The 20,846-nt window shown below is 44.2% G+C and carries 26 protein-coding genes and 1 riboswitch; of the genes, 7 read left to right on the plus strand and 19 right to left on the minus strand.

What is annotated here, in order from left to right:
- Positions 1 to 195: 195 nt before the first annotated feature.
- Entirely contained in the window at positions 196 to 405 is a 210-nt protein-coding gene (locus N179_RS12290) for a DUF3006 domain-containing protein (protein WP_023467214.1), read from the plus strand.
- A 91-nt stretch (positions 406 to 496) separates the two neighbouring features.
- On the opposite strand, the gene N179_RS12295 is transcribed toward N179_RS12290, so the two are convergent.
- From N179_RS12295 to nfsA, 5 genes are all read right to left on the minus strand, one after another.
- The gene (locus tag N179_RS12295) at positions 497 to 949 is read right to left on the minus strand and encodes a hypothetical protein (protein WP_075642960.1); all 453 of its coding nucleotides are present in this window, start codon (positions 947 to 949) and stop codon (positions 497 to 499) included.
- A gap of 2 nt (positions 950 to 951) precedes the next feature.
- Positions 952 to 1,497 (minus strand): TlpA family protein disulfide reductase, encoded by a 546-nt coding sequence (locus N179_RS12300; RefSeq protein WP_023467212.1) that lies wholly within the window; start codon positions 1,495 to 1,497, stop codon positions 952 to 954.
- A 148-nt stretch (positions 1,498 to 1,645) separates the two neighbouring features.
- Positions 1,646 to 2,356 (minus strand): NAD(P)H-binding protein, encoded by a 711-nt coding sequence (locus N179_RS12305; RefSeq protein ID WP_023467211.1) that lies wholly within the window; start codon positions 2,354 to 2,356, stop codon positions 1,646 to 1,648.
- Positions 2,357 to 2,512: 156 nt separating this feature from the next.
- Complete coding sequence (locus N179_RS12310; protein ID WP_023467209.1) at positions 2,513 to 3,754, minus strand: LCP family protein; 1,242 nt, start codon at positions 3,752 to 3,754, stop codon at positions 2,513 to 2,515.
- Positions 3,755 to 3,769: 15 nt separating this feature from the next.
- On the minus strand, positions 3,770 to 4,516 hold the full coding sequence (nfsA, locus tag N179_RS12315; RefSeq protein ID WP_023467208.1) for an oxygen-insensitive NADPH nitroreductase: 747 nt from the start codon (positions 4,514 to 4,516) through the stop codon (positions 3,770 to 3,772).
- Positions 4,517 to 4,660: 144 nt separating this feature from the next.
- Here nfsA and N179_RS12320 point away from each other — a divergent pair, with 144 nt between their 5' ends.
- Positions 4,661 to 5,572, plus strand: a complete 912-nt coding sequence (locus N179_RS12320) for a hypothetical protein (RefSeq protein WP_023467207.1) — start codon at positions 4,661 to 4,663, stop codon at positions 5,570 to 5,572.
- Positions 5,573 to 5,660: 88 nt separating this feature from the next.
- Here the strand turns inward: N179_RS12320 and N179_RS12325 are convergent, their stop codons facing one another.
- Positions 5,661 to 5,924, minus strand: a complete 264-nt coding sequence (locus N179_RS12325) for a hypothetical protein (RefSeq protein WP_023467206.1) — start codon at positions 5,922 to 5,924, stop codon at positions 5,661 to 5,663.
- 128 nt (positions 5,925 to 6,052) lie between these two features.
- Here N179_RS12325 and N179_RS12330 point away from each other — a divergent pair, with 128 nt between their 5' ends.
- Entirely contained in the window at positions 6,053 to 6,892 is an 840-nt protein-coding gene (locus N179_RS12330; protein WP_035398871.1) for a GNAT family N-acetyltransferase, read from the plus strand.
- Here N179_RS12330 and N179_RS12335 read toward each other — a convergent pair.
- From N179_RS12335 to N179_RS12350, 4 genes are all read right to left on the minus strand, one after another.
- On the minus strand, positions 6,881 to 7,816 hold the full coding sequence (locus tag N179_RS12335) for a hypothetical protein (RefSeq protein ID WP_023467204.1): 936 nt from the start codon (positions 7,814 to 7,816) through the stop codon (positions 6,881 to 6,883). The two genes, N179_RS12330 and N179_RS12335, sit on opposite strands and share 12 nt — an antisense overlap.
- 112 nt (positions 7,817 to 7,928) lie before the next feature.
- A complete protein-coding gene (locus N179_RS12340; protein WP_050678267.1) occupies positions 7,929 to 8,288 on the minus strand; it encodes a hypothetical protein in 360 nt (119 codons plus the stop codon).
- A 28-nt stretch (positions 8,289 to 8,316) separates the two neighbouring features.
- Positions 8,317 to 8,802, minus strand: coding sequence for a GNAT family N-acetyltransferase (locus N179_RS12345; RefSeq protein ID WP_055966650.1), 486 nt, complete (start codon positions 8,800 to 8,802; stop codon positions 8,317 to 8,319).
- A 14-nt stretch (positions 8,803 to 8,816) separates the two neighbouring features.
- Positions 8,817 to 9,332, minus strand: coding sequence for a GNAT family N-acetyltransferase (locus N179_RS12350; protein WP_023467201.1), 516 nt, complete (start codon positions 9,330 to 9,332; stop codon positions 8,817 to 8,819).
- Positions 9,333 to 9,579: 247 nt separating this feature from the next.
- Between N179_RS12350 and murB the strand changes: the two genes are divergently transcribed.
- The gene (gene murB / locus N179_RS12355) at positions 9,580 to 10,491 is read left to right on the plus strand and encodes a UDP-N-acetylmuramate dehydrogenase (RefSeq protein WP_035398835.1); all 912 of its coding nucleotides are present in this window, start codon (positions 9,580 to 9,582) and stop codon (positions 10,489 to 10,491) included.
- 55 nt (positions 10,492 to 10,546) lie between these two features.
- Here murB and N179_RS12360 read toward each other — a convergent pair whose 3' ends face one another.
- A complete protein-coding gene (locus tag N179_RS12360) occupies positions 10,547 to 11,770 on the minus strand; it encodes an aminopeptidase (protein WP_075642961.1) in 1,224 nt (407 codons plus the stop codon).
- Positions 11,771 to 11,868: 98 nt separating this feature from the next.
- Between N179_RS12360 and N179_RS12365 the strand changes: the two genes are divergently transcribed.
- A complete protein-coding gene (locus N179_RS12365; protein WP_023467198.1) occupies positions 11,869 to 12,288 on the plus strand; it encodes a YkvA family protein in 420 nt (139 codons plus the stop codon).
- A gap of 36 nt (positions 12,289 to 12,324) precedes the next feature.
- On the opposite strand, the gene N179_RS12370 is transcribed toward N179_RS12365, so the two are convergent.
- A complete protein-coding gene (locus N179_RS12370) occupies positions 12,325 to 13,161 on the minus strand; it encodes a formate/nitrite transporter family protein (protein WP_023467197.1) in 837 nt (278 codons plus the stop codon).
- 183 nt (positions 13,162 to 13,344) lie between these two features.
- Entirely contained in the window at positions 13,345 to 13,947 is a 603-nt protein-coding gene (locus tag N179_RS12375; RefSeq protein WP_055966647.1) for a hypothetical protein, read from the minus strand.
- A 136-nt stretch (positions 13,948 to 14,083) separates the two neighbouring features.
- Between N179_RS12375 and N179_RS12380 the strand changes: the two genes are divergently transcribed.
- A complete protein-coding gene (locus N179_RS12380; RefSeq protein ID WP_023467195.1) occupies positions 14,084 to 14,950 on the plus strand; it encodes a YitT family protein in 867 nt (288 codons plus the stop codon).
- 191 nt (positions 14,951 to 15,141) lie between these two features.
- Entirely contained in the window at positions 15,142 to 15,780 is a 639-nt protein-coding gene (locus tag N179_RS12385) for a CHASE3 domain-containing protein (protein ID WP_035398843.1), read from the plus strand.
- A 370-nt stretch (positions 15,781 to 16,150) separates the two neighbouring features.
- Here N179_RS12385 and N179_RS12390 read toward each other — a convergent pair whose 3' ends face one another.
- From N179_RS12390 to N179_RS12415, 6 genes are all read right to left on the minus strand, one after another.
- Positions 16,151 to 16,519 carry an ArsR/SmtB family transcription factor gene (locus N179_RS12390; RefSeq protein WP_041254995.1) on the minus strand — a complete coding sequence of 123 codons (369 nt, stop codon included), beginning with the start codon at positions 16,517 to 16,519 and terminating at the stop codon, positions 16,151 to 16,153.
- Positions 16,520 to 16,575: 56 nt separating this feature from the next.
- Complete coding sequence (locus N179_RS12395; protein ID WP_238987955.1) at positions 16,576 to 17,019, minus strand: hypothetical protein; 444 nt, start codon at positions 17,017 to 17,019, stop codon at positions 16,576 to 16,578.
- 23 nt (positions 17,020 to 17,042) lie between these two features.
- A complete protein-coding gene (gene thiE, locus N179_RS12400) occupies positions 17,043 to 17,669 on the minus strand; it encodes a thiamine phosphate synthase (protein WP_075642962.1) in 627 nt (208 codons plus the stop codon).
- A complete protein-coding gene (thiM, locus tag N179_RS12405; protein WP_075642963.1) occupies positions 17,659 to 18,426 on the minus strand; it encodes a hydroxyethylthiazole kinase in 768 nt (255 codons plus the stop codon). Before thiM ends, thiE begins: the two co-directional genes overlap by 11 nt.
- The gene (gene thiD, locus N179_RS12410) at positions 18,407 to 19,210 is read right to left on the minus strand and encodes a bifunctional hydroxymethylpyrimidine kinase/phosphomethylpyrimidine kinase (RefSeq protein ID WP_023467188.1); all 804 of its coding nucleotides are present in this window, start codon (positions 19,208 to 19,210) and stop codon (positions 18,407 to 18,409) included. Before thiD ends, thiM begins: the two co-directional genes overlap by 20 nt.
- 115 nt (positions 19,211 to 19,325) lie before the next feature.
- Positions 19,326 to 19,436: riboswitch (TPP riboswitch) on the minus strand.
- Positions 19,437 to 19,500: 64 nt separating this feature from the next.
- Positions 19,501 to 20,778, minus strand: a complete 1,278-nt coding sequence (locus N179_RS12415) for a murein hydrolase activator EnvC family protein (RefSeq protein ID WP_023467186.1) — start codon at positions 20,776 to 20,778, stop codon at positions 19,501 to 19,503.
- Positions 20,779 to 20,846: the final 68 nt, after the last annotated feature.

Below are 20,846 nucleotides of genomic sequence, written 5' to 3' on the forward strand. Positions count from 1 at the left end.
TATTTCCTGTTAAATACGTCAGATTTAAGACGAAAACGGCTTGGAATCACGTTTTTTTAAAGAATCATGTGTAAAGATGAAATGAACTGGGAATATACCAAACATAAGATTAAAAATTACAAAGAATGATAGAGAGAGAGTACGTTCCTGATCGACCAAGGGATGACTTCGATGTAATTTGTGGGAGGAGTTAATATGATCAAACGTGGTACGCTGGAGCGACTTGACGGCAAATATGCTGTCCTGCTATGGGAAAATGGTTCAAGTTTCATTCCACGACGTTATTTACCACCTGAAGCAAGGTTAGGCGATACGATTATTTTTGACGGTACAACCTATACGTTAGATGTCAGTAATTCATCACCCTCTTCCTTTCAAACATTTTCGTTTCGGCAAATGGGTTGATGATCGATAAAAAGCCATTCAGTACCATGAATTGACTATAGAGAAGGAGTTTCTCTCATCAGTCTTTCATGAAATGAATGGCTTTTTCGCTTTATCTACGCACATATAGGGAGTGACCATGACACGATGGGCAGGAAAAGTGATCGATATCGGATATTTCGATTCGCTCTAGTATCGTCTGATCATGTGGGCATTCGTAAAGTGGTTGAACGACATCTAGTTGTAAAAATAGGGCACACCAAAACCGATTCGAAAATCGGTGACAAGTCGGACAGTGGTATAAATCCAATTGATACGGTACCCAACCATCCGCTAATTCCTTCTGATAAAGCTGATAGTGCTGAATTAATCGAAATCGATTCCAGTCGTCTACATACGTCCGCTGTAAAATCGGTTCATGCATCGACGGAACGAACCAAAGCGGGAGACCTGTCATGAACGCTTCGACCCCTTGCGTCAAGACAGCAGGAAATGTCGGCCAACCATCTAGTTGACCGAGTTGGAATGTTTGTTGAAAGGAGCAGTTGTGGCATAGGAGTTCCATTGTCATCCTCCTGTTCGTTTCACCATCTCTTTTAACATCTGTTCTGTTACAGGACCGATGTGCTTCGAAAGAATCTTTCCTTTCCGGTCTAATACATAAGTCGCTGGCATTGCTACGAGACGATAAGCATCTTCTGACGTTCCCATTCGGTCATATAACACAGGATATTCAACAGGTGTCTGCTTCAGAAAATCGGCAACATCCGAAACACGTCGTTCTGATGTCGTGACATTGATCCCGTAAACGGGTACATCTGTATGTCGTGCAAAGGCATTTAGTTCTGGAATCTCTTGTTTACAAGGTGGACACCACGTTGCCCAAAAATTAATGACAAAGACATCATGATTGATTTCGTCTAGATCAATGGTTTTTCCTTCTTGACGCAAGGATAGGTTCGGGGCTTTCATCCCTACTTCGAGACCACCTTGTGATACTTGTTTTTGTTGTTGCTCCACTTTTTTTTGTTTTGCATCATATGTTTGATAACCTTGATAGGCAATGCCGATAATAGCAATCGCTAGGATCAGATAGATCAACGGTTTTTTCACATCTAACCCCCTCCTTCTTTGTTCAGTGTAGCAGACTTCCTCTTTTCGACTATCTACTTTTATCAACAAAAAAGCGAACTCTTCCGTCTTATACGCGGAAATGAGTTCGCTTCATTTTAGAGAATTCACGTTTTAACGAGACAAACAGTTAGTTAAAACGTGGTAATTGTTTTTTGACTTGACGGTTATCTTTAACGCTACCGACAGCTTCCGCTCCCCCTAAGGCCTCATTCAAGGAAGTCTTCCCTTCCTTGACTTCTAGACGTCGATTGAATACCGATCGATTATCGACAGAAGCAACGAGGATCGATGCGACATCCGTTTCCGAAATCGTCGCGTCCTTCGTGTCCTTCAAATCTTCATCGGCTTCAATCAAGCCACGCCCTTCACCTGTTGTGATGGCAACCGGACAAATGATCGTATACGTCAAACCACTATGTTCAATCTGTTCCTCTGCTGCATTCTTAGCAGCGTAGAACGGATAGACATCTTTCTTGAATTGCTCAGGTCGATCTGCACCATAAGCGCTCAGTAGCACGAAATGACGTACTCGCGCTTTTTTAGCTGCATCAATTGTTTTCAAAGCGACTGTTCGATCCAGCAGTTCTATTTCAGTTGCTTCGCCGTCTACTCCTGCGGTCGCCGCACAAATGACTGCATCCTGCCCTGCGACTCCGTGCTCAATGACTTTTTCGAGTTCTGTTTCGATATCGACGTAATGCGCCTTGACACCGAGTTTTTCGAATCGTTCCACCAGATGTTCATGACGAACGATGACCGTGACCTGATGACCCTTGGCAAGCGATTTGACGACGCGCGCTCCAATCGTACCGGATGCACCTACGACTAGTACTTTCATATGGGGGGTCCCTCCTCGATAAGTTAGTCACCTTCGTGGAATGTCATGATGTCATGTCCAAAAATCGTCGATTTCAGAGATAACCTAAAACAATCCACCAAAGGAGCAACGTACATCAATTTATACCCGCAATGAACGGAAGGAAACCCCTCCCCATTAGTTCTTCAATGTGCCATAAAACGTCGTATCGAGCTGATCACGTAGTTCTTGCAGTGCCTTCTCATTCGGTAAGTCATAGAAAATCCCGTTCAGTCGTTGGCTGACGGCTTCGATTTCATAATGTTTTCGTTCTGACATCAAGGCAATCGATAACCCTGCCGTCGCCATCTCGCGGACACTTAAATCAAGGTTCATCTCTTCTTTCATATACGTGTGCGCTGCTGGAATTTTCGACCATCCAGTCGGCTTCATCAAGTGTGTCGCGACGGCTTGGATGACTTCCGACTGACGATTCGCGCGCGCTCCGTCATTATCCGTTTTTCGATGTCTCGAATAGGCAAGTGCCATCGCGCCATCCATATGATATTCCTTCCCTTTTTGGAATGAATACTGATTTGCTTTCCCACTCGCATCCTGCTCGGAGAATGTTCCTGTCGAGACAAGGTCGATTCCGCCGATTTGATCCACTAATCCGATGAAACTATCGAAGGAGATGACGATCTTTCCATCGATCTCTTCATCGAGTAGACCCGAAACAGCATCTTGCGTACATTCTTCTCCACCGAAGGCAAAGGCATGTGTGATTTTATCCTTCTTTCCATTCTCACAGGAAATCGGTGTATACGTATCTCGAGGAATCGACGTCAGTTGAATCGTTCGAGAAAGTGGAATGAATTGCATGACCGACAGGGAGTCTGAACGTGATCCACGCAACGACTCTCCAGGTCGTGCATCACTACCGATCAATAAGAACGTGAATGGTTGTGAAGCAAAAAGAACGAATGCGATGAGCAACAATAAAAATAGTCCAAGAAGCTTTCGTTTAAAACGACGTTTTTTCTTGATTTTTTTAGGATGAGCTTCGCGTGAAGAGACGTCAGGATTCTGCTGTACCGATTGCTCTGATCGCCCCGCCTTCCTCGGGCGTCTCGAGCGTTCCCGATTAGCAAACAACCGTGATCCGGCACCCCCGATCATCTGTGCGACCTGTTTAAGCATGCCGCTTCCGGAACGACGCGATGTACTTTTTCGATCTCGCGGTTGCTCTTCGACATATCGATGATACGTAGCCGGTTCTTGCTGCTTCTCAAAGGATTGTTGAGAAAATGATTCGTCCGGCGCGTACGCTTTCGAAAAAGCTTCTTCTTGCCTAGCCTGTTCTTCTTCTTGTCTAGCTTGCTCTTCTAACTGCATACGTCGTCGCTCCAAGCGAGAGCGGTGTGGTTGATGTTCTGCCATTCAGATACCTCCGTATCAATCTTTTGCGATCTGTTTCTCTTTCAAGAACTCGCGGAGATACGTCCGTTTCGGTTCGTGCATCGAGGCAGCCATCTGTTTGACCCACCCTTCTGTCCGTTGACCACCGGTCCGTTCTCCGTAATACGATGACGTTGACTCTTCGTATCCTGTCAGTAACTCACGCATCGTATCGTCATCAGTATACGTATTCCGGTGGAAGACCGCATCCATCGGAAGGCGGGGTTTTTTACCCGGTTGTTGATCCGGAAGACCGACCGCGACTCCGAATAATGGTACGACGTGATCTGGAAGTTGTAAGAGTTCGCTGACACGACGAGCATCATTTCGTAGTGAACCGATGTAGACCGTTCCGTAGCCGAGCGACTCGGCAGCTACGACTAAATTTTGAGCGGCAAGTCCCGCATCGACAGCCCCTACGACAAGCGCTTCCGTCGTCTCGATCGTCCGGCTCACGTCGCCTCCTGCTAGTTCTGCCGCTAACGTATGTTTGTGGTAATCCATACAAAAGACGAAGAAGTAACTGTTTTCTGCCACATATCGTTGACCACTTGCAACGTCGACTAATTGTCGTTTCAATCCTTCGTCTTCGACACCGATGATCGCATAGGCTTGCTGATAAGAGGATGTCGAGGCAGCTTGTGCGGCTTTTATGAGTGTTTCAATCGTCTCTTCGTCTAATTGATGTTGTTTGAATTTCCGGATTGACCGGTGGTTGAGTAAATGTTGAATGGTTTCATTCATGTGTAATCGTCCCCTTCTGTAATGAGTCTTCTTATTTAAGATAGTCGTCTCTGACTAAAAAGCGCAAATGAAGAGGTTCGGTTTATGAAAAAAGCGGGAATTGAATAGTGTTGTACTGTGCTTTTCTTGCGAAGGAGGGCGATCATGAGAATACGGAAACTGCGACTCTTACTAGAACAATATGGCGATACGACCCTTCGCGATATCATCGTCGAAATCTATCGTCAACTCCCGAGACAAGTCATCGAAGAGAAAGAGTTCGACGCCATGTTGACACAGTTCGTGAAGTATAAGGATTTGCAAAAAGAACAGGAACAACCGACCGTCGAACAGACGATTGCTCAGACGGAACGGTTTATTCAATTAGCATACGATCTCCAGTACCTTGAGCCAAATACGATCGTACCGCTTCGCGAACAAAAGAATTGGTATATCACCGCAAAACGCCTGTTGAAGCATTTACGCCATTACGCTCATCGTAAAAACGGAACCCGGATTGCCTTTGAGGAATTTTTCTTTCTTCTTTCGTCGGCTGCCGGGGAAGAACCTTTATTTTTAAGTAATGATCCGTTTCGATTATTGAAAGTCTCGCAAGTCGATTTTTTTCAAGAATTAGTCGGCTATTATAAAAATGATAGTCATGGTGTCGAGTGGATGGAACGCGCCCTCTATACAGCGTTGAAGGTTCCGATGGACGTCGATACCGAGCGCAGTGACCTTTTGCTTGCCGTACTTGCCCATTGCGAGAAACCCGAACATCAAGAAGCATATATCCATTGCTTGAATGCGCATGCTAAAAAACTACAGTCGCATGTTCGGATTGATGCAGACGCTTTATCCACCTATCAAGAAATTCGTTTCGCAGAGCTACATGCTCTCATTTCCCTACGCGCGTTAGATCGAGCGGAGACGATGCTTTTCACTGAATATATCCCATATTTTTCGCATCGCTCGACTCCGTTTCGCTATTACCTCGATCTCCTCGAACGAGCCGGACTCGAACAAGAACACGAACGAATGGCACGCGTTGGTCGAAAAAAACGAATTCATTTCTAAGAGTAGATTCTTCTTGATCACACGTAGTAGACAATAAAAGGCAAGTGACGATGGATTCGTCACTTGCCTTTTATTAGTCAGATTCATTTCAATCGGAGGCATTGACGATGCCAAGTCCAACTGTTGCGAGTAATGCAATACAAGCGAATAGGAATGCCATGTCGTTCGGTGAATCGAACCCTTCATAGATCGGTTCTTTTCGATCGACGATAATATGACTTTGTGCTCCATAATCGCCGTATGTCGTAGACATACTGATATCAGGCTCGTCATAATCCTTTGCTTCTCCTACTGTCGCATCAGCGAGAAGTAAAAAGAGTGTTAATCCAATCACGCCCCAAAGATATTTCATAATCAATTAACCTCATTTTCTTAAATAATCCATCTACTTTCCGTTTCAAAAACAATATATAAATACCTTTAATTTACTGTAAAATAATAGGTGAATAAACTTCATATAATTAAGGGAGGACTATGATTTTGTCTATCGTACATTATAATCAACTGTCACGGAATCAAAAACGACATGTTCACCAACTATTACAACATAATCAATGGGCACACGACATTCCTTTTTTTCAATTACTTGAAGGTCATCAATTCGTTTATCTCAAACATGATCTAGTCTATGCGACTCTTGGTTATCGTATTTCAAATGAAATGACTTGTCTGATGAACGGTGCCTACTCAAATATCTCCGCATTTCACCTTCTTGCGAAACACTTACATGAGTATCTTGTTCGTCAAGGTGCCCAACAAATTAAAGTACAGGTCGTTCCGCCTCAAGATGGTGCGCTATCATCGGTTTGGAAAACACTCGGATATACACTTTCTGCTGAACAATTTCGCTTAATCGGAATTTCAAATGACCGTGTATCATCTTTACGCTTTCAACCTATACATGCCCGTAATCAAGAATTATACCTCACTCTTCGAAATCACTCTATAAAAGGATGTGATCATCTTTTTCCATATCATCAAGAACATTATGAACAATTCAGCCATTCAAACACATCACCTTATTTAATATACGACCAACAATTAGTGATCGGTACACTGCTCTATCAAAAATATGGTCGTACGATTCGTCTCCTTGAAATCACGTGTTTGCCCGAGTTGAAATATCAAGGTTACGGTCGGCGAATTTTAGATACCTTTCAAGCCAAATTGTGTAAAGCAAACATCAAGACGTTCGAAACCATTTTTCATTCCACAAACTTAGATGTGTTGAGACTATACCAAAAAAGTACATTTTGCGATATCCAACTTTTTTCTCATTGGCATACGTTTCAAGTTCAAAATAAATCGTTAACCACGTAATCGTTCAATCACTTCATCGTATTCAGGCAACACATACTCCGCATCCATTTCTCGAAAATCAACATGACCCGTTTTAAGAAGCACTAGCCCCATCTCGTATAATTGTTCGATGTAGGCGTCTCCCCATGTCAAAGCAAGTCCAGGTTGATGGTTATGAAAAGCAAGCAAGGCATCTTCAATCATTTCAGAAGCAATGGACGCTTGCATCACACGGTTCAATAAAGATTGGAACAGTACGGTTTGTCGTCCGATCAGCGCATAAAACGGGAAATAATGTTTAGCATAAACAAACGTCGCTAGATAGGCATCCGCCTCAATCGTCTTTAGTAACAATGGTGAAGCGGGACGTTGTAATCGTTCTGCAAGTCCAACGGTCGCCTTGCATTCGCACAGCTGATCCAGCACTCGAACCGTCAACTCCTCTTCGATATCGAGCAATAAGACGAGATCAAGTAGATTCAATTCATGCGTCTCCATGAATTGATCACTGCGTTGAAGATGCATCGTATAAGTAAAGTCCAGCTTTTCAGCAACAAGTGCCCACAACTCGGAATGGCGCGCCGCATATAGACCTACCGGAAAGTGAAGGGGTTGGCGGACGATCGATCGATGCCCTTCAAGTGTATAGACTTGATTGACGTCTAGACCGTATGCTAGCAGCATTTCGAGTAACTGCTGACGATTTTGACACGTGACGAGTGTTTGAAACAGACGATCGACTTCGACGAGTGGTTGTTTCATTTCAAGCGCTATTTTTAAATGAGCAGGTGAATCCTGCTCTAGCGCCCGCTTAATGAATTGTAAGGCCTGTTGTTCCGCATCGTTCAGTTGGGCAACATGTGTCCGAAACATTTCGATGTCAAGTTCCCGGAAGGCTTGTAACGCCGGTGCAATTGATTGATTTTTTATAAAGGGTTTCCACATGATTCCCTCGACCTCCTCATTCCAGTATCTCTTCGTAGTGTACGCAATATCCTATCGTCTTGAAAGCAAAAAATGGAGAATCTTCCGTCGTTTCAGGAAGATCCTCCATTTTTTATTTTTTACCGACTTTTAAATGAGCGTTTCGAAAGACGGCATCTTGTTTTCCTGTCTTTTCAACACTTGTTCCGACAGACCCCAGGTATTCGATTTCATCCTTTGGCTGAATGAACTCATATGTGATGGCAGGTTCACCCCGAAGTCGAACGTGTATGATTTGTCGATGTCGTAAAGAGAATGATGCGCGCACTTCAAGAAAGGAGGAAGCTGATAAATCATGTTGCCGCTCTAAAATCGTCATCAACTCTTTTTCAGAGTCACGATAGTTCCCCTGCAATTGAGCATACGAAATACCGACTCCTAAAGATAGGATACCAATTAGACTAAGAGCGAAAATGACCAGCACTTTCTTCATGACTGATCCACCTCCGAAAAAGTTCATTCTACTTATTCATCGGTTCATCGATCGTCGACGTGAAGTCTTTTTTTGAATCCTTTGCGTGAAACTGCATGTCCACATGTGGAATATCATCTTCTAAATAAGGGTCGGATACGGTTTCGAAACCAAACGATCCGTAAAACCCTTCTAGGTGTGCTTGTGCCTGTAAGTAGATCGCAGCTTCTTTCTGCAAATGAACCATCGCTTTCTCCATCATTTGTCTCGCTAACCCAACCGACCGGTGTGCACGATGAACGGCTACCCGTCCAATCGCGACTCCTTTTGTCGGGTGATCGTACATCCGAAGACATCCGACGATTTGACCACTCTCACTCCGGACGATTAGGTGTGTCGCTTGTTGATCTTGATCATCTAGCTCCGGATACGCGCACTCCTGCTCGACGACGAAGATATCCGTCCGTAATTTCAAAAGTGCATATAAGGTATCAGGTGTCATGGAGTGAAAAGACGCGAAGTTAAATTCGTACATAAAAACTCTCCTCTTTAGTTACGACAAAGTCGTGATAGTTGTCCAGCGTAAATCGTGACAGGAATGCCTCTAAACACCGTATCTTTTTCCCAGTTCAGCCCGTTTACGCGAGCGACATTTTGCGAAGCATGATTATCGGGATGAATGATCGAGATGATTCGATCATGCCCTCGGTTGAACGCCTCCATCATTAGTTGTTTCGCTGCTTCACGACCATAACCGACTTTCCAGTGCTTCGGTTCGAGCCAATAACCGACTTCTAATTCTTCAATTCCATCCACTTCCTGCATCAATAATCCGGCGAAACCAATCGGTTCATTCGTTTCTTTTTTGAATAACAGCAAAAAACCAGTTTGTCGCTCATCCGAGTATCGCTCCAATTGCCGTTCGAACCACTCTCGTGCTTCATCTTCACTCAGGGCAGTACCTCCATTGATATAACGCATGACTTGCTCATTTTGGACAAGCGACTTATAAAAACTGAAATCCTCTTCTTCGAACGGTCGCATCCATAAACGTTCACTTTCCATCGTCATCGCCTCCTTCTATACTTCTCTTTTCCCGAGTTCTTTTCGCTTCATTCCTCTTCCTGACTCTGCTTTCCTTGTGACATTTTTCATTACTAATCGATGACATTCACTCCCTAGTGCTTGCAATTCCCGGCATAAGTCGGTATTTTGGGAACAGTATGTTGAACAACGACCGCACGATTAATGTTAAAATATATTTTGAGCGCATGAGCGCTGGTAGGAATTCATGAAAAGGACTGAGACCATAATGACTGAACAAGTAATGACGGGACTGTATGAAGGCATTTCAAAAGAGTCCGTACTAATCAATGAACCTTTAAAATATCATACGTATACAAAAATGGGAGGAATCGCGGATTTATTCATCATTCCAACCTCTTATGAAGAAACGGCTTTTGTCGTCCGATATGCTTACGAACAAGGTATTCCCTTGACGTTGCTTGGAAACGGATCGAATCTTGTCGTACGTGACGGCGGCATCCGCGGCATTGTCCTCTCCTTTGAGAAGTTAACCGATATCTCGGTTGAAGGACATGAACTCGTTGCTCAAAGTGGTGCAGCAATCATCGAAGCGTCTCGTGTAGCTTACGCGCATCAGCTCAGCGGTCTTGAATTCGCTTGTGGGATTCCAGGAACGATTGGTGGCGCATTGATCATGAATGCGGGAGCATACGGTGGTGAAGTCAAGGATTGCCTCCATAGCGCTACTGTATTGACACGACAAGGAGAACTGTTGAACATTTCGCATGATGAACTCGAACTGGGATACCGGACAAGTTGCTTCTCGAAGAAAGAATACATCATCCTCGAAGGTCGATTTGCCTTAACAGAGGGTGACCCAGCACTAATCAAGGAAGTCATGGATGATTTGACGCATAAGCGAGAAACGAAACAACCACTCGAGTACCCTTCTTGTGGTAGCGTCTTTAAACGTCCAGAAGGCTATTTTGCAGGGAAGCTGATTCAAGATAGCAACTTACAGGGAACACGCATCGGTGGCGCTGAAGTGTCCAAGAAACACGCTGGTTTCATCGTCAACGTCGAGAATGCCTCTGCATCCGACTATATCGCGCTCATTCGTCATGTCCAAGAAACGGTTCAAGAAAAATTCGGTATCTTACTTGAGACAGAAGTGAAAATTATTGGTGAAGAAGCATAACAAGAATCTTACAAGAAAAGGTGAGCTCCGTATTCGGACTCACCTTTTTGTTCGTTTAGATTGACCAGTTTCCGTCACGCATGACTGATTCACGCGTTCCGTCTGCAAGTTCTCCTTCAATCGATAGATCCGCTGATCCAATCATGAAGTCGACATGCGTCATCGAGTCGTTCGCGCCTTGTGCTTCTAGTTCTTCTGCTGAAAGGCTAGGACCATTTTCGAGACACGTCGAGTACGCACGACCAATCGCTAAGTGGCATGAAGCATTTTCATCAAACAATGTATTATAGAATAGGATACCCGAGTCAGAAATCGGCGAACGGTGTGGCACGAGCGCAACTTCTCCAAGATAACGTGCACCTTCATCAAGTGAAATCAAGTCATCTAATGCTTCTTGACCCTGTTTCGCTTCCGTTTTAACGATTTTTCCGTTCTCGAACCAGAGTGTGAACTCATCAATCAAGTTCCCACTATAGCTAAGCGGTTTTGTGCTCGAGACGTGTCCGTTGACTCCTGTCTTTTTCGGTAACGTGAACACTTCTTCTGTCGGCAGATTCGCGATGAAATCAACACCATCTGCATTCGGACCACCGCCACCTAACCAAACATGACGTTCTGGTAATTCGATTGATAATTCTGTTCCTGGAGCTGTGTAGTGCAATGTTTTGTATTTCTTCTCTGTCAGGAATTTTGCTTTTGAACGCAGATTCTGATCATGATCCGCCCATGCAGCGACCGGATCCGCTTGATCGGCACGTGTAGCCTTTAAAATAGCTGACCAGAGCTCTTCAACAGCATTCTCTGAATCAGGGAATACTTTCTTCGCCCAGCTTTCAGAAGGTGCTGCTACGACACACCAGCTGACATTGTCACTCATGACGAACTTCCGCCAATTAGCAAGAGCGACACCGGCTGCTTTATTCGCACGTGCGATTCGGCTCGAGTCCACGCCATTCAATAAATCTGGATCTTCACTGACGACCGATAAGAACGCTGTCTTTTCTTCTGCCAGTTGGTCGTAACGTGCTTTTAACCAATCCGGGAACGTATCAAACGACTCTTCCGGTGCATCGAAATAACGGATTTTCGTCATCTCATCATCTGACCATTGTACATATACTTGCGTAGCTCCTACTTCGTAGGCGACACGCGTGATTTCACGAACGAGCGGCAAATTTTCGATTCCTGCACGCACCTCGAGTTGTTGTCCTGGTTGTAGATTAATTCCCGTACGCACGGCTAAAGACGCGTATTGTTGTAATTCTGCTTGTGTCGGCATTATGTAATCCCCTTTCTTGTATCTTTATTTTCACGAAATAGTTGCAATTTTGCAAGAAATAAGGCGAAACTAGAAAGAGAAGAGAAGGAGGCATCACCATGGAATTCACACCCGGCGATTTTAAATCGGCTTATACGTATTTTCACCGACAGGCACTCGACCTCGTTGGTGATGAAAAAGCACAGCAAGAATTGTTAGTTCGAGCAGAAATCGGACTTGCGCACTTGACGCAAGATATCGCGTCTACAGAAAGCTCGGACATCGAACGCGAGGCAGAACTCGTCCTTTATTTTCAATTAAAACAACTGCTTGAAATGCTTCGTGCTCTCTATCAGAAAAAATTCGAAATGCATGCGGAGCAGGAACAATTGTTATTGACGGCCGTTCTGTACTTTACGTCTCCTGTTGACGCCTTACCGGACGATAACGTCCTCGGGCTCTTCGATGATGCACAAATCGTCGAGACGATTTACGAAGAACTGGCTGCAGACGTCGATCGCTTTCAACATATGGAATGAATGAAAAAAGCAGCTGTCGCGACAGCTGCTTTTTGATTATGCATTTTGTTTCGAAGCAATATGAACAGGTGTCGTGGATTGACGTGATTCATCTACTTCTAATTTTTCTTTATTCAGCCACGTATAGATCATTCCCATGAAGACTGCTCCACCAATGATGTTTCCAGCTAAAGCTGGCAACAGGTTATGCATCGCTCCGGCAAATGTGATCGTATCCGGATGTGGTACGACTAACGCAATGGAGAACAAGGCCATATTGGCGATGACGTGATCAAATCCAGATGCGAAGAAGACTGCGACCAGTACCATCATCATCATGATCTGCGCCAACTCATTCTTCATGTTCTTTGGAATGAAAATCGCTAAACAGACCATCCAGTTACAGAAGATAGCTCGTGTGAAGATTTCCCACGTCGTATGGTGGATCTTCGTTTCTGAGACAGAAAATAACCAGTTGTTCATACCAAGCTCTTGGATGATTCCTGTTTGAGAAAAGAGTAGCGCAAATGCTAATCCTCCAAGTCCATTTCCAATCAGACAGATCAACCAGACCTTCATCGTATCCATCTTCGTCGTATAGCCGCGCATCGTCGCCGTCGTGAAATACATCGTATTTCCTGTGAACAGCTCTGCCCCACCGTAAACGATCAGGACGAGTGCCACTCCGAAGGTCAGTCCACCAACAAGTGTCGCAACAGGTGACTCCGCCATATATAGACCGTTAATTGCTTTTAAGGTAAAAATAATTGCAAATCCAATGAAAATCCCTGCTAGCATGGCACGAACTAAGTACTCGAGAGGACGCATTTGTAGCATGCGCGTCGACTTGATTGCTTTATTCCGTAATCCTTCTAATGCTTCTACCTCGTTCATCGTAGAAACCTCTCTTTCTTTTGTTCAACACTTCACAATGTTTGTTCATTTATTATCATACTTCCATCTTAAAAGATGTTCAAGTATTGAATAGACCTGTTTTATCGTTTTTATAAAAGAACGAGATGTAAACGATATCATTGTGTCGAGATTGTGAAAAATGCCTTTTCTTGCTTTATACAACTAATTAGTTTGAATTCGTAGTCGTGATGCGAAGCGTTCAAAGAAAGTATTTCGCCTTGATGCATCGAGCACATAACCATCAATGACGACCCGATTAAAGCGTCTAGAAGAGGAAGTAGCTCGTTCAATATCGGTCGGAGTGTAGGCGTCGAATGTTTTCCGGTCCATCGTAAAATCTGCACCTGAATACGGATCCGTGTAGTAAATTTCGAGATCGGTCAAATCAGGAATCGTTGAAAATAAAACAAGTGTATGATGCATCAGCACTTTAGATAACCGAGCTTTCAAAAAATCCTGATTCACTTGTAGTGTTCCAGTATCGGTACCAATCCAGGCTTGTCGCTCTTTTCCTGTAACCTCATAAACAAGCCGCAACGATTCCCCTTCGACATCTACCTGTTTTAAATCTGATGAGAACGGAAGTTGTTCGGCTAATTGACGAACCGCTACCGTATTCATCATCGAAGCACCCACTTGTCTCGCTACGAGATCTCCATCATGCCAAATAGACGTTCGATTTTCTTCATCCGATGGTTGAAAAATGCGAATACCAATTAGTATTACTAAACAAATACAACCAATAAGCAAGAACGTTTTTTTCATTTTCATCACCTTCCTAAAAAAACGTACCCTTTTTCATCTTTTTTCATAAGAAGGGTTGAAATTTTATGCATATGGGCGTACTCTTGCAGGCAGATACTCACAGAAGGAGGAGCATGAGGTCACTCATCATATTGCCATGACTACAACACACCCACAGAAAAAGAGAGTTGAAAAAATTAGTTTTTTAATCATCGGTACATTGCTTTATTCCCTTTACATCAGTTTACTACTATCTCCAAATGATATCGGATCAGGCGGTATCATGGGGATCACACTCATCATCCAAGAGCTCTTCCACACGCCAATCGGTTTAACGCAATTGCTTTTAAACATCCCACTCTTCCTTTTAGGTTTTCGTTTTCTGCGTAAACGGTTCATGTTCTTATCCGGCATCATCGTCGTTGCTTCCTCTTTTTTAATCGACTGGATTCCGACTCAAATTGTTCCGGAATCTTTAAATGATCCGCTCGTCGCCTCCATCTTTGCCGGTCTAGTCTCTGGACTTGCGATGGCATTGATATTCTTCGGTGGTGCTTCAACTGGAGGGCTTGATATTCTTGGAAAATTTTTCTTCGCTCGTTTTCATAACTGGCCACTTCCTCGCATATTTCTGATGCAAGATCTTGTCATCTACATCCTTGTTTGGTGGGTGTTTGACTTAAAACACGTTATGTACGCGCTCATCATGAGCTTCGTTCGCGCCAAAGCCCTTCAGACGGTTTACAGTTTCTATTCTGCTTCTAAGCAATGTATCATCATTTGTGAGAAAGCAGATGAAATCAATGAAGTCATTACAAAAGAACTCGGTCGTGGTGTCACGATTCTCGATGCACGTGGAGGATATTCCAACCGAACGAAAAAAATGGTCTATGTCGTCGTTCAAAATAATGAAATCGTCCGTTTGCAAGAGATCGTCTCTTCCGTTGAGCCAAATGCATTCGTTACATTCTCAGAAATTCATACGGTTTTCGGAAACTATAAGGAACATTCCTATTCGTTTTAACCAAGCGCAGCCAAGCTGCGCTTTTTCTTCTACATAAAACAGCTTCTCGGATTGCACTAGCTTTCCTGCTTTTTTATTCAGAATACTGACTTCTTACTTTCCTATCCCTATTCAAAAAATAGACAGGCTTCACTTTTCTTGTAATAGTAGTTAAGCTAATGACATGTCTTTTTATTTAAAGGAATGATTGCATGCACTCACTATGGCGTCAGCGTGTTCTGCTGATTCTTTTGATCAGTTTATTTGCCTCTATACCAATCATTTATGCCTTATCTGGTTATCGGACAATTGCGGCGATGACAGCGCAGATGAAGGATCATGATATACCGTTAATTAATCAAGTCGATCAGTTGGTTGAACATAATCGAGATCGAGCAAACGCAGTCCGCGGCCTCTTATTGTACGAAGATAATCGTTATATTGAACAATATTATTTTTCGACTTCGAAAATTCATGACTTACGTAATAGTCTGAATCAATCTTCGACTACTCCAGGAACAATTAAAGATCTTCTTCGTCGCAACAATGTCTGGGAGTCAGAAATCGAACGGGTTTTCGTCGTATATGAACGCCAAAGTCCAGCAGCAGCAAAACGTCTCGCCAGACAATCGACTCAAACGACTCAGACGATCCTTGAAGACTTATCACGTGTAAAAGATGATTTATATCGAACGCTTCAGGCAAAATTACAACAATCGGATGCGTTAATTGCTACATATAAATGGATGTGCCTCGGCCTGTCAATTCTGTCCTTTTTGATGATTAGTGCAACGATTTTTTTCTTCCATCGCTTCGTTCCTGCCATATCAGAGAAATCAGCACAAGAATAAACAAAAAGGAGCTGACTCAAAAGTCAGTCTTTACAAAGATAAGGGTGGCAGATCATCATTCTGCCACCCTTATCTCGTAACAAAAAGAATGACGCGTCACACGCCACTTCTACAGGAACAAGCGCGATTTTGCGCTATCAGAGACGAACGAGACCTGCTTTTCTGCTGGAATGAAGCAAGAAAGCCAGCTTGTGTCTCGCCTGAGGAAAGGGTCTGAAAAGATGAGTTATTCTTTTTTCGAGTCAGCCTCTTCAGATTATAGAGGCGTCATCTTGATTGACAGGACGAGGTCGATGCTTGTCCTAGGAAAACGATCCGAGATGAACAAAAAAAGCGCAGCAATAGCTACGCTTTTCGTTATTCTAAAGAATCATTCACGTACTGCTTTTCCCTCATGCACATGTTCCATAGCCATATGCACAAGCGATGAGACATGATGATCATCCAGGGAATAATAGACGACTTTGCCTTCTTTTCGGAACTTGACGAGTCCTTGTTTCAACAAAGACCGAAGATGGTGAGACGCCGTCGCAATCGAACAGTCGACAGAGGCTGAGACATCACAAACGCATAGTTCTTCTTCAATCGTCAACGCATAAACGATTCGCAGTCGTGTCGCATCCGAAAGAATCTTAAATAGCTTTCCGATTTCAAGTGTTGGGATCGTATCCACGACTTGTCCGATTTCAGACGCACGTTGTTCGTCAATCGCAATCGTTTCACAACGGGGAATATCCATGTCCATCACCTCGTTTTTACCTATATTGCACCATGGGAAAACAGAACATTGCAAGTTTAGCGCATGCGCCTACGAATGAGCCAAAATACGAACCATCCTCCAACATAATCTCCGATATCCCAGACGATTCGATTTTGATCGACAGCGCGTACGCCGATATCAATGATTTTCGTACTCTCTAATCGGTTCGAATAGCGCTGTCGTAGCCGAGTCGGAATCGGTAGACGAAGAAGTACCCGGTAATAGATGTCTAAATGAGTATGTCCCCAAATTTCCGTCGCAATCGAGCTCGTTTTAATATACAACGGACGTTTGTAGCGTCTTTCATACTTTTCTTTCAATAAAAGGGCCATCTCATAAGATATACGATTAGGACGCGGAAATAAGACTTTTCCTAGATGGTAGATCCCCTGATTATCGACTCGAATGATTTGTGGTTCTAACCGATATCGAATCCAATAGCCGCGAAAACGGATCGTCTGCCATTTCAATACAATCACCTCTGAACGGATTATACCCTGTTCTAAAGTGATTGATGCCATTCTCGCACAGCATCTGTCATTTGCTGCGCAGCGAGTTGCCGATCTTCTTTAGCGAAAATTTCTGAAATGACGGCGTACCCTTCTAGCGGGATGGGAAGGGTGGAGACATTTGTTGCTGTGATTCCACCAATACCGATTAGAGGTAATCGTACGGCTTCCCGAATCGCCTGAAGCATCGTATGCGACATGGAATCAGCGTCCGCTTTGGATGACGTCGCAAATAGAGATCCCACGCCTAAATAAGAGGCTCCGTCTCGTTCTGCTTCAATCGCTTGTGCAACAGTGGCTACCGACATACCAATTACAGCATCTGGTAAAAGGCGACGTGCTGCGGTTAAAGGAATGTCTTCTTGTCCGATATGCAAACCAGCTCCGACGAGTAACGCGATATCGATCCGGTCATTGATGATCAAAGGAATGTCGTGTCGATCCGTCAGTCTCTTCAACCGAACTGCCTGATCGTAGAATTCCTTTCCTTGTGCGGTTTTTTCTCGTAGTTGCACGATCGTCGCACCACCTAAAACAGCTTCCTCAACGACCGTCTCGATCGCGACGCCAGGATGGTACCGACGATCCGTCACTGCATAGATGGAGTAATCAATTGACACGTTCTGTCACCTCCACCAGTTCTTGCTCCGTCATGAGGCTGATCGCATTGAACAATTCTCGTTTAAAATCACCAAGACCTTGCGCAGAGACTGCTTGTTCTCCTGCTTTTCCCATGACGAATGTTCCGTGAACAGCCGCCTCAAACGCCGTATATCCTGCGCCGAGGAAGCTCGCAATCAAGGAAGCCGTCATACAGCCCGTACCCGTGATGTCTCCTAGACGAGGTGTTCCTACATGTAATTCCATTTCGCGCGTTCCATCCGTGATATAGTCGTTCGGACCTGTCACGACGAGGACAGATTTGTGTTTGCGAGCGAATGCACGAATACTTTCTCGATCCATCATTGCATCTCCCGCAGCATCGACTCCCTTAGTTCGTCCGTCTTCCCCAAGTAACGTCTTGATTTCAGAAGTATTTCCTTTGATGACCGTACACCCGAGATCAATGAGTTCTTTAGAAAAGGCAGTACGTAATGTCGTTGCCCCTGCTCCAACTGGATCAAGAACGATCGGGACATTCAAACGTCCCGCTTCACGGGCTGCAAGTCGTTGAGCTGCTTGCATGTCTGCATCGATCGTACCAATGTTTAAGACAAGGGCTTGCGCGAGTCTAACCATCTCTTCTACTTCGCGAATGTCTTCCGCCATGACGGGTGATGCTCCAACAGCGAGTGTGACGTTTGCGCAGTCGTTGATCGTTACCGTGTTCGTCAGATGGTGAATGAGTGGTTTGTGTTCAAGAATGGTCGTAAACATGTGTATCCCTCCAAAGTGAATGAAAATGATGTGTCGGTCCAATACCTTGTCCGAGAGCAAATCCATGACGAATCGCCTCCGTGACATAGCTCTTTGCTTGTCTTACACTATCTGTCAAATCTTCTCCAAGCGCCATCCGCGCCGCAATCGCCGCAGATAAGGTACAACCAGTTCCATGAGTATGTTGATTGTCTAACCGTTCCGATGTGAAGCGGTGTTCTACTTCCCCATCAAACAACAAATCCGTCGCAGCTCCTGAGAGATGTCCACCTTTTAGTAATACTGCCCCTGTCTGTGTAGCTAATTGATGCATCGCCAGTCGCATTTCATCTAGATTGGTGACCGATCGTCCTGTTAAACGCTCCGCTTCCGGTAAATTTGGTGTGACGAGTGTCGCAAGCGGTAAAAGCTCCGAAATCAATGCTTGTTCGGCTTCCGTCCGTAATAAGGCATGTCCCCCTTTAGCGACCATGACGGGATCTAATATGATCGGAACTGTCTGTTTGCGGAGATGTGTAGCAATGACACGAATCGTCTGCGCATTCGAGACCATTCCGATTTTGATCGCATCGACACGAATGTCTGAGAAAATCGACGTTAACTGGGCATCTACGATTTCTGGAGATAACTCTTCCACCGCTTGAACACCCAGTGTATTTTGCGCCGTGACAGCTGTCAGGACGCTCATTCCATAAACGCCTAAAGCCGAAAAGGTTTTTAAATCTGCTTGAATCCCAGCTCCACCACCGGAGTCGGATCCTGCAATCGTCAGTACATGTTTCATGTTCTTTTCACCTTCCCATCGAGCAATGTAAGGGAGTCGTGACCGACAAAAAAAGCGTCGACCGCTGTAAAAAAGCAGTCGACGCTATACGAAAGCGTTATACACGCATTCCGGTATCCGTTCGGCTCAACTTTCCTACGCTGGTATTATCCAGTTCAGGTAATAGGGTCGAAAACAGATTGGTTTTCCTCTCAGCCGGATTCCTCCAGCTCCCCTAGTTGCTCAAGTATTCGTTTCGCCTTAACTGTAGCATAGCAGCAAAAAAAAACGAGCCGAAGCCCGTTTTTTGATTACAGATATGCCAATGGATTCACTGCATTCAGAGGAGAAGAAGCACTATATTGATAACCTCCGACATGTAGTTCGAAATGTAAGTGTGGTCCTGTTGAATTTCCTGTACTACCAAGTGTTCCGACTTGCTGACCTTGAGAGACCGTTTGTCCTGCATGAACAGATAATGAGCTCATATGAGCGTAAACCGTCGTATAGACTTTTCCATCCAAGAAATGCGAAATCATGACGTGGTTTCCGTAAGGTCCACCACCTGATGCTGTAATGACGGTTCCGGCTGCTGCTGCGACGATCGGAGATCCGACGGGACCTTTGAAATCGACGCCATTATGGAATGTATAACCGTTTGCTCCACTAGCTGGTCCGAACCCTTGTGATACCCCACCAGAAGATGGTCGGACAAATTTCCCACCACCTGAAGCGATTGGTGTTGTATCTGAACTTGTTGATTCTGTATTCTTATTGGCTTGTTTTGCTGCTTGAGCACTTGCTTTAGCAGCTTTTTCAGCTGCCGCTTTCTCTGCTGCTGCTTTTTCAGCCGCTGCTTTAGCCGCTGCCTTCGCTGCCGCAATCGCACGTTCTTGCGCTTCGAGAGTCGCTTGCAGTTCTTTTGCGTCTAACAGTTCTGTCGTAAACTTCGTCTTCCCTTTTCGTAATTTTTTGAGTGTAGCACTACGCTCTTTCATTTGAGCTTTCAACGCTTTTTTTTGTTCAAGCAATACTTTCTTTTCTTGCATTTGCTCCGCTTTTTTCTCAACGAGTGCTTGTTTTGCTTCTGCTAATTTTTTTTGTGTCGCGATGTAATCTGAAATCATTTTATCATCTTGTTCAGCAATCTTTTTACCCGCCATGACTCGGCTGAATAAATCACCTAAATCCTTTGATCCAAAAATGACTTCTTCCCACTTAATCGAGTTTCCATCGTTTTCTTGGAAAACACGTAAACGATCACCGAGAAGTTCTTCCTGCTTCTGTAGCATCTCCTCGTAACGAACGATGTCTGCCTTTAACTCATCGATTCGATTGCTTAACTGTTTAATTTGTTTATTTTTTTCGGAAACTTGGAAAATCTTTTCGTTAATCGCTGCGTCGATTCGATTGATTTGACGTTGTTCTTTTGAAATTTTAGCTTCTTGCTTTTTAATCTCTTTTTCTAATTTACGTTGTTCAGCGGCATTTTCTGCCTTTTTTTCTTTAATCGTTGCTGCCGCGATCGGTTGTGTACCTGTTGTAAGTAATGCCCCTAAAACAATGGTAGAAATTAGTTTTTTTAGCATATATCGTTTTCCTCACTTATGTATTTTCATTTTTTATTATAGTATTCAAGTTTCTCTCATATCTGAAA

It is taken from the genome of Exiguobacterium indicum HHS 31 (assembly GCF_001939065.1).
Taxonomy (GTDB): Bacteria; Bacillota; Bacilli; order Exiguobacteriales; family Exiguobacteriaceae; genus Exiguobacterium_A; species Exiguobacterium_A indicum.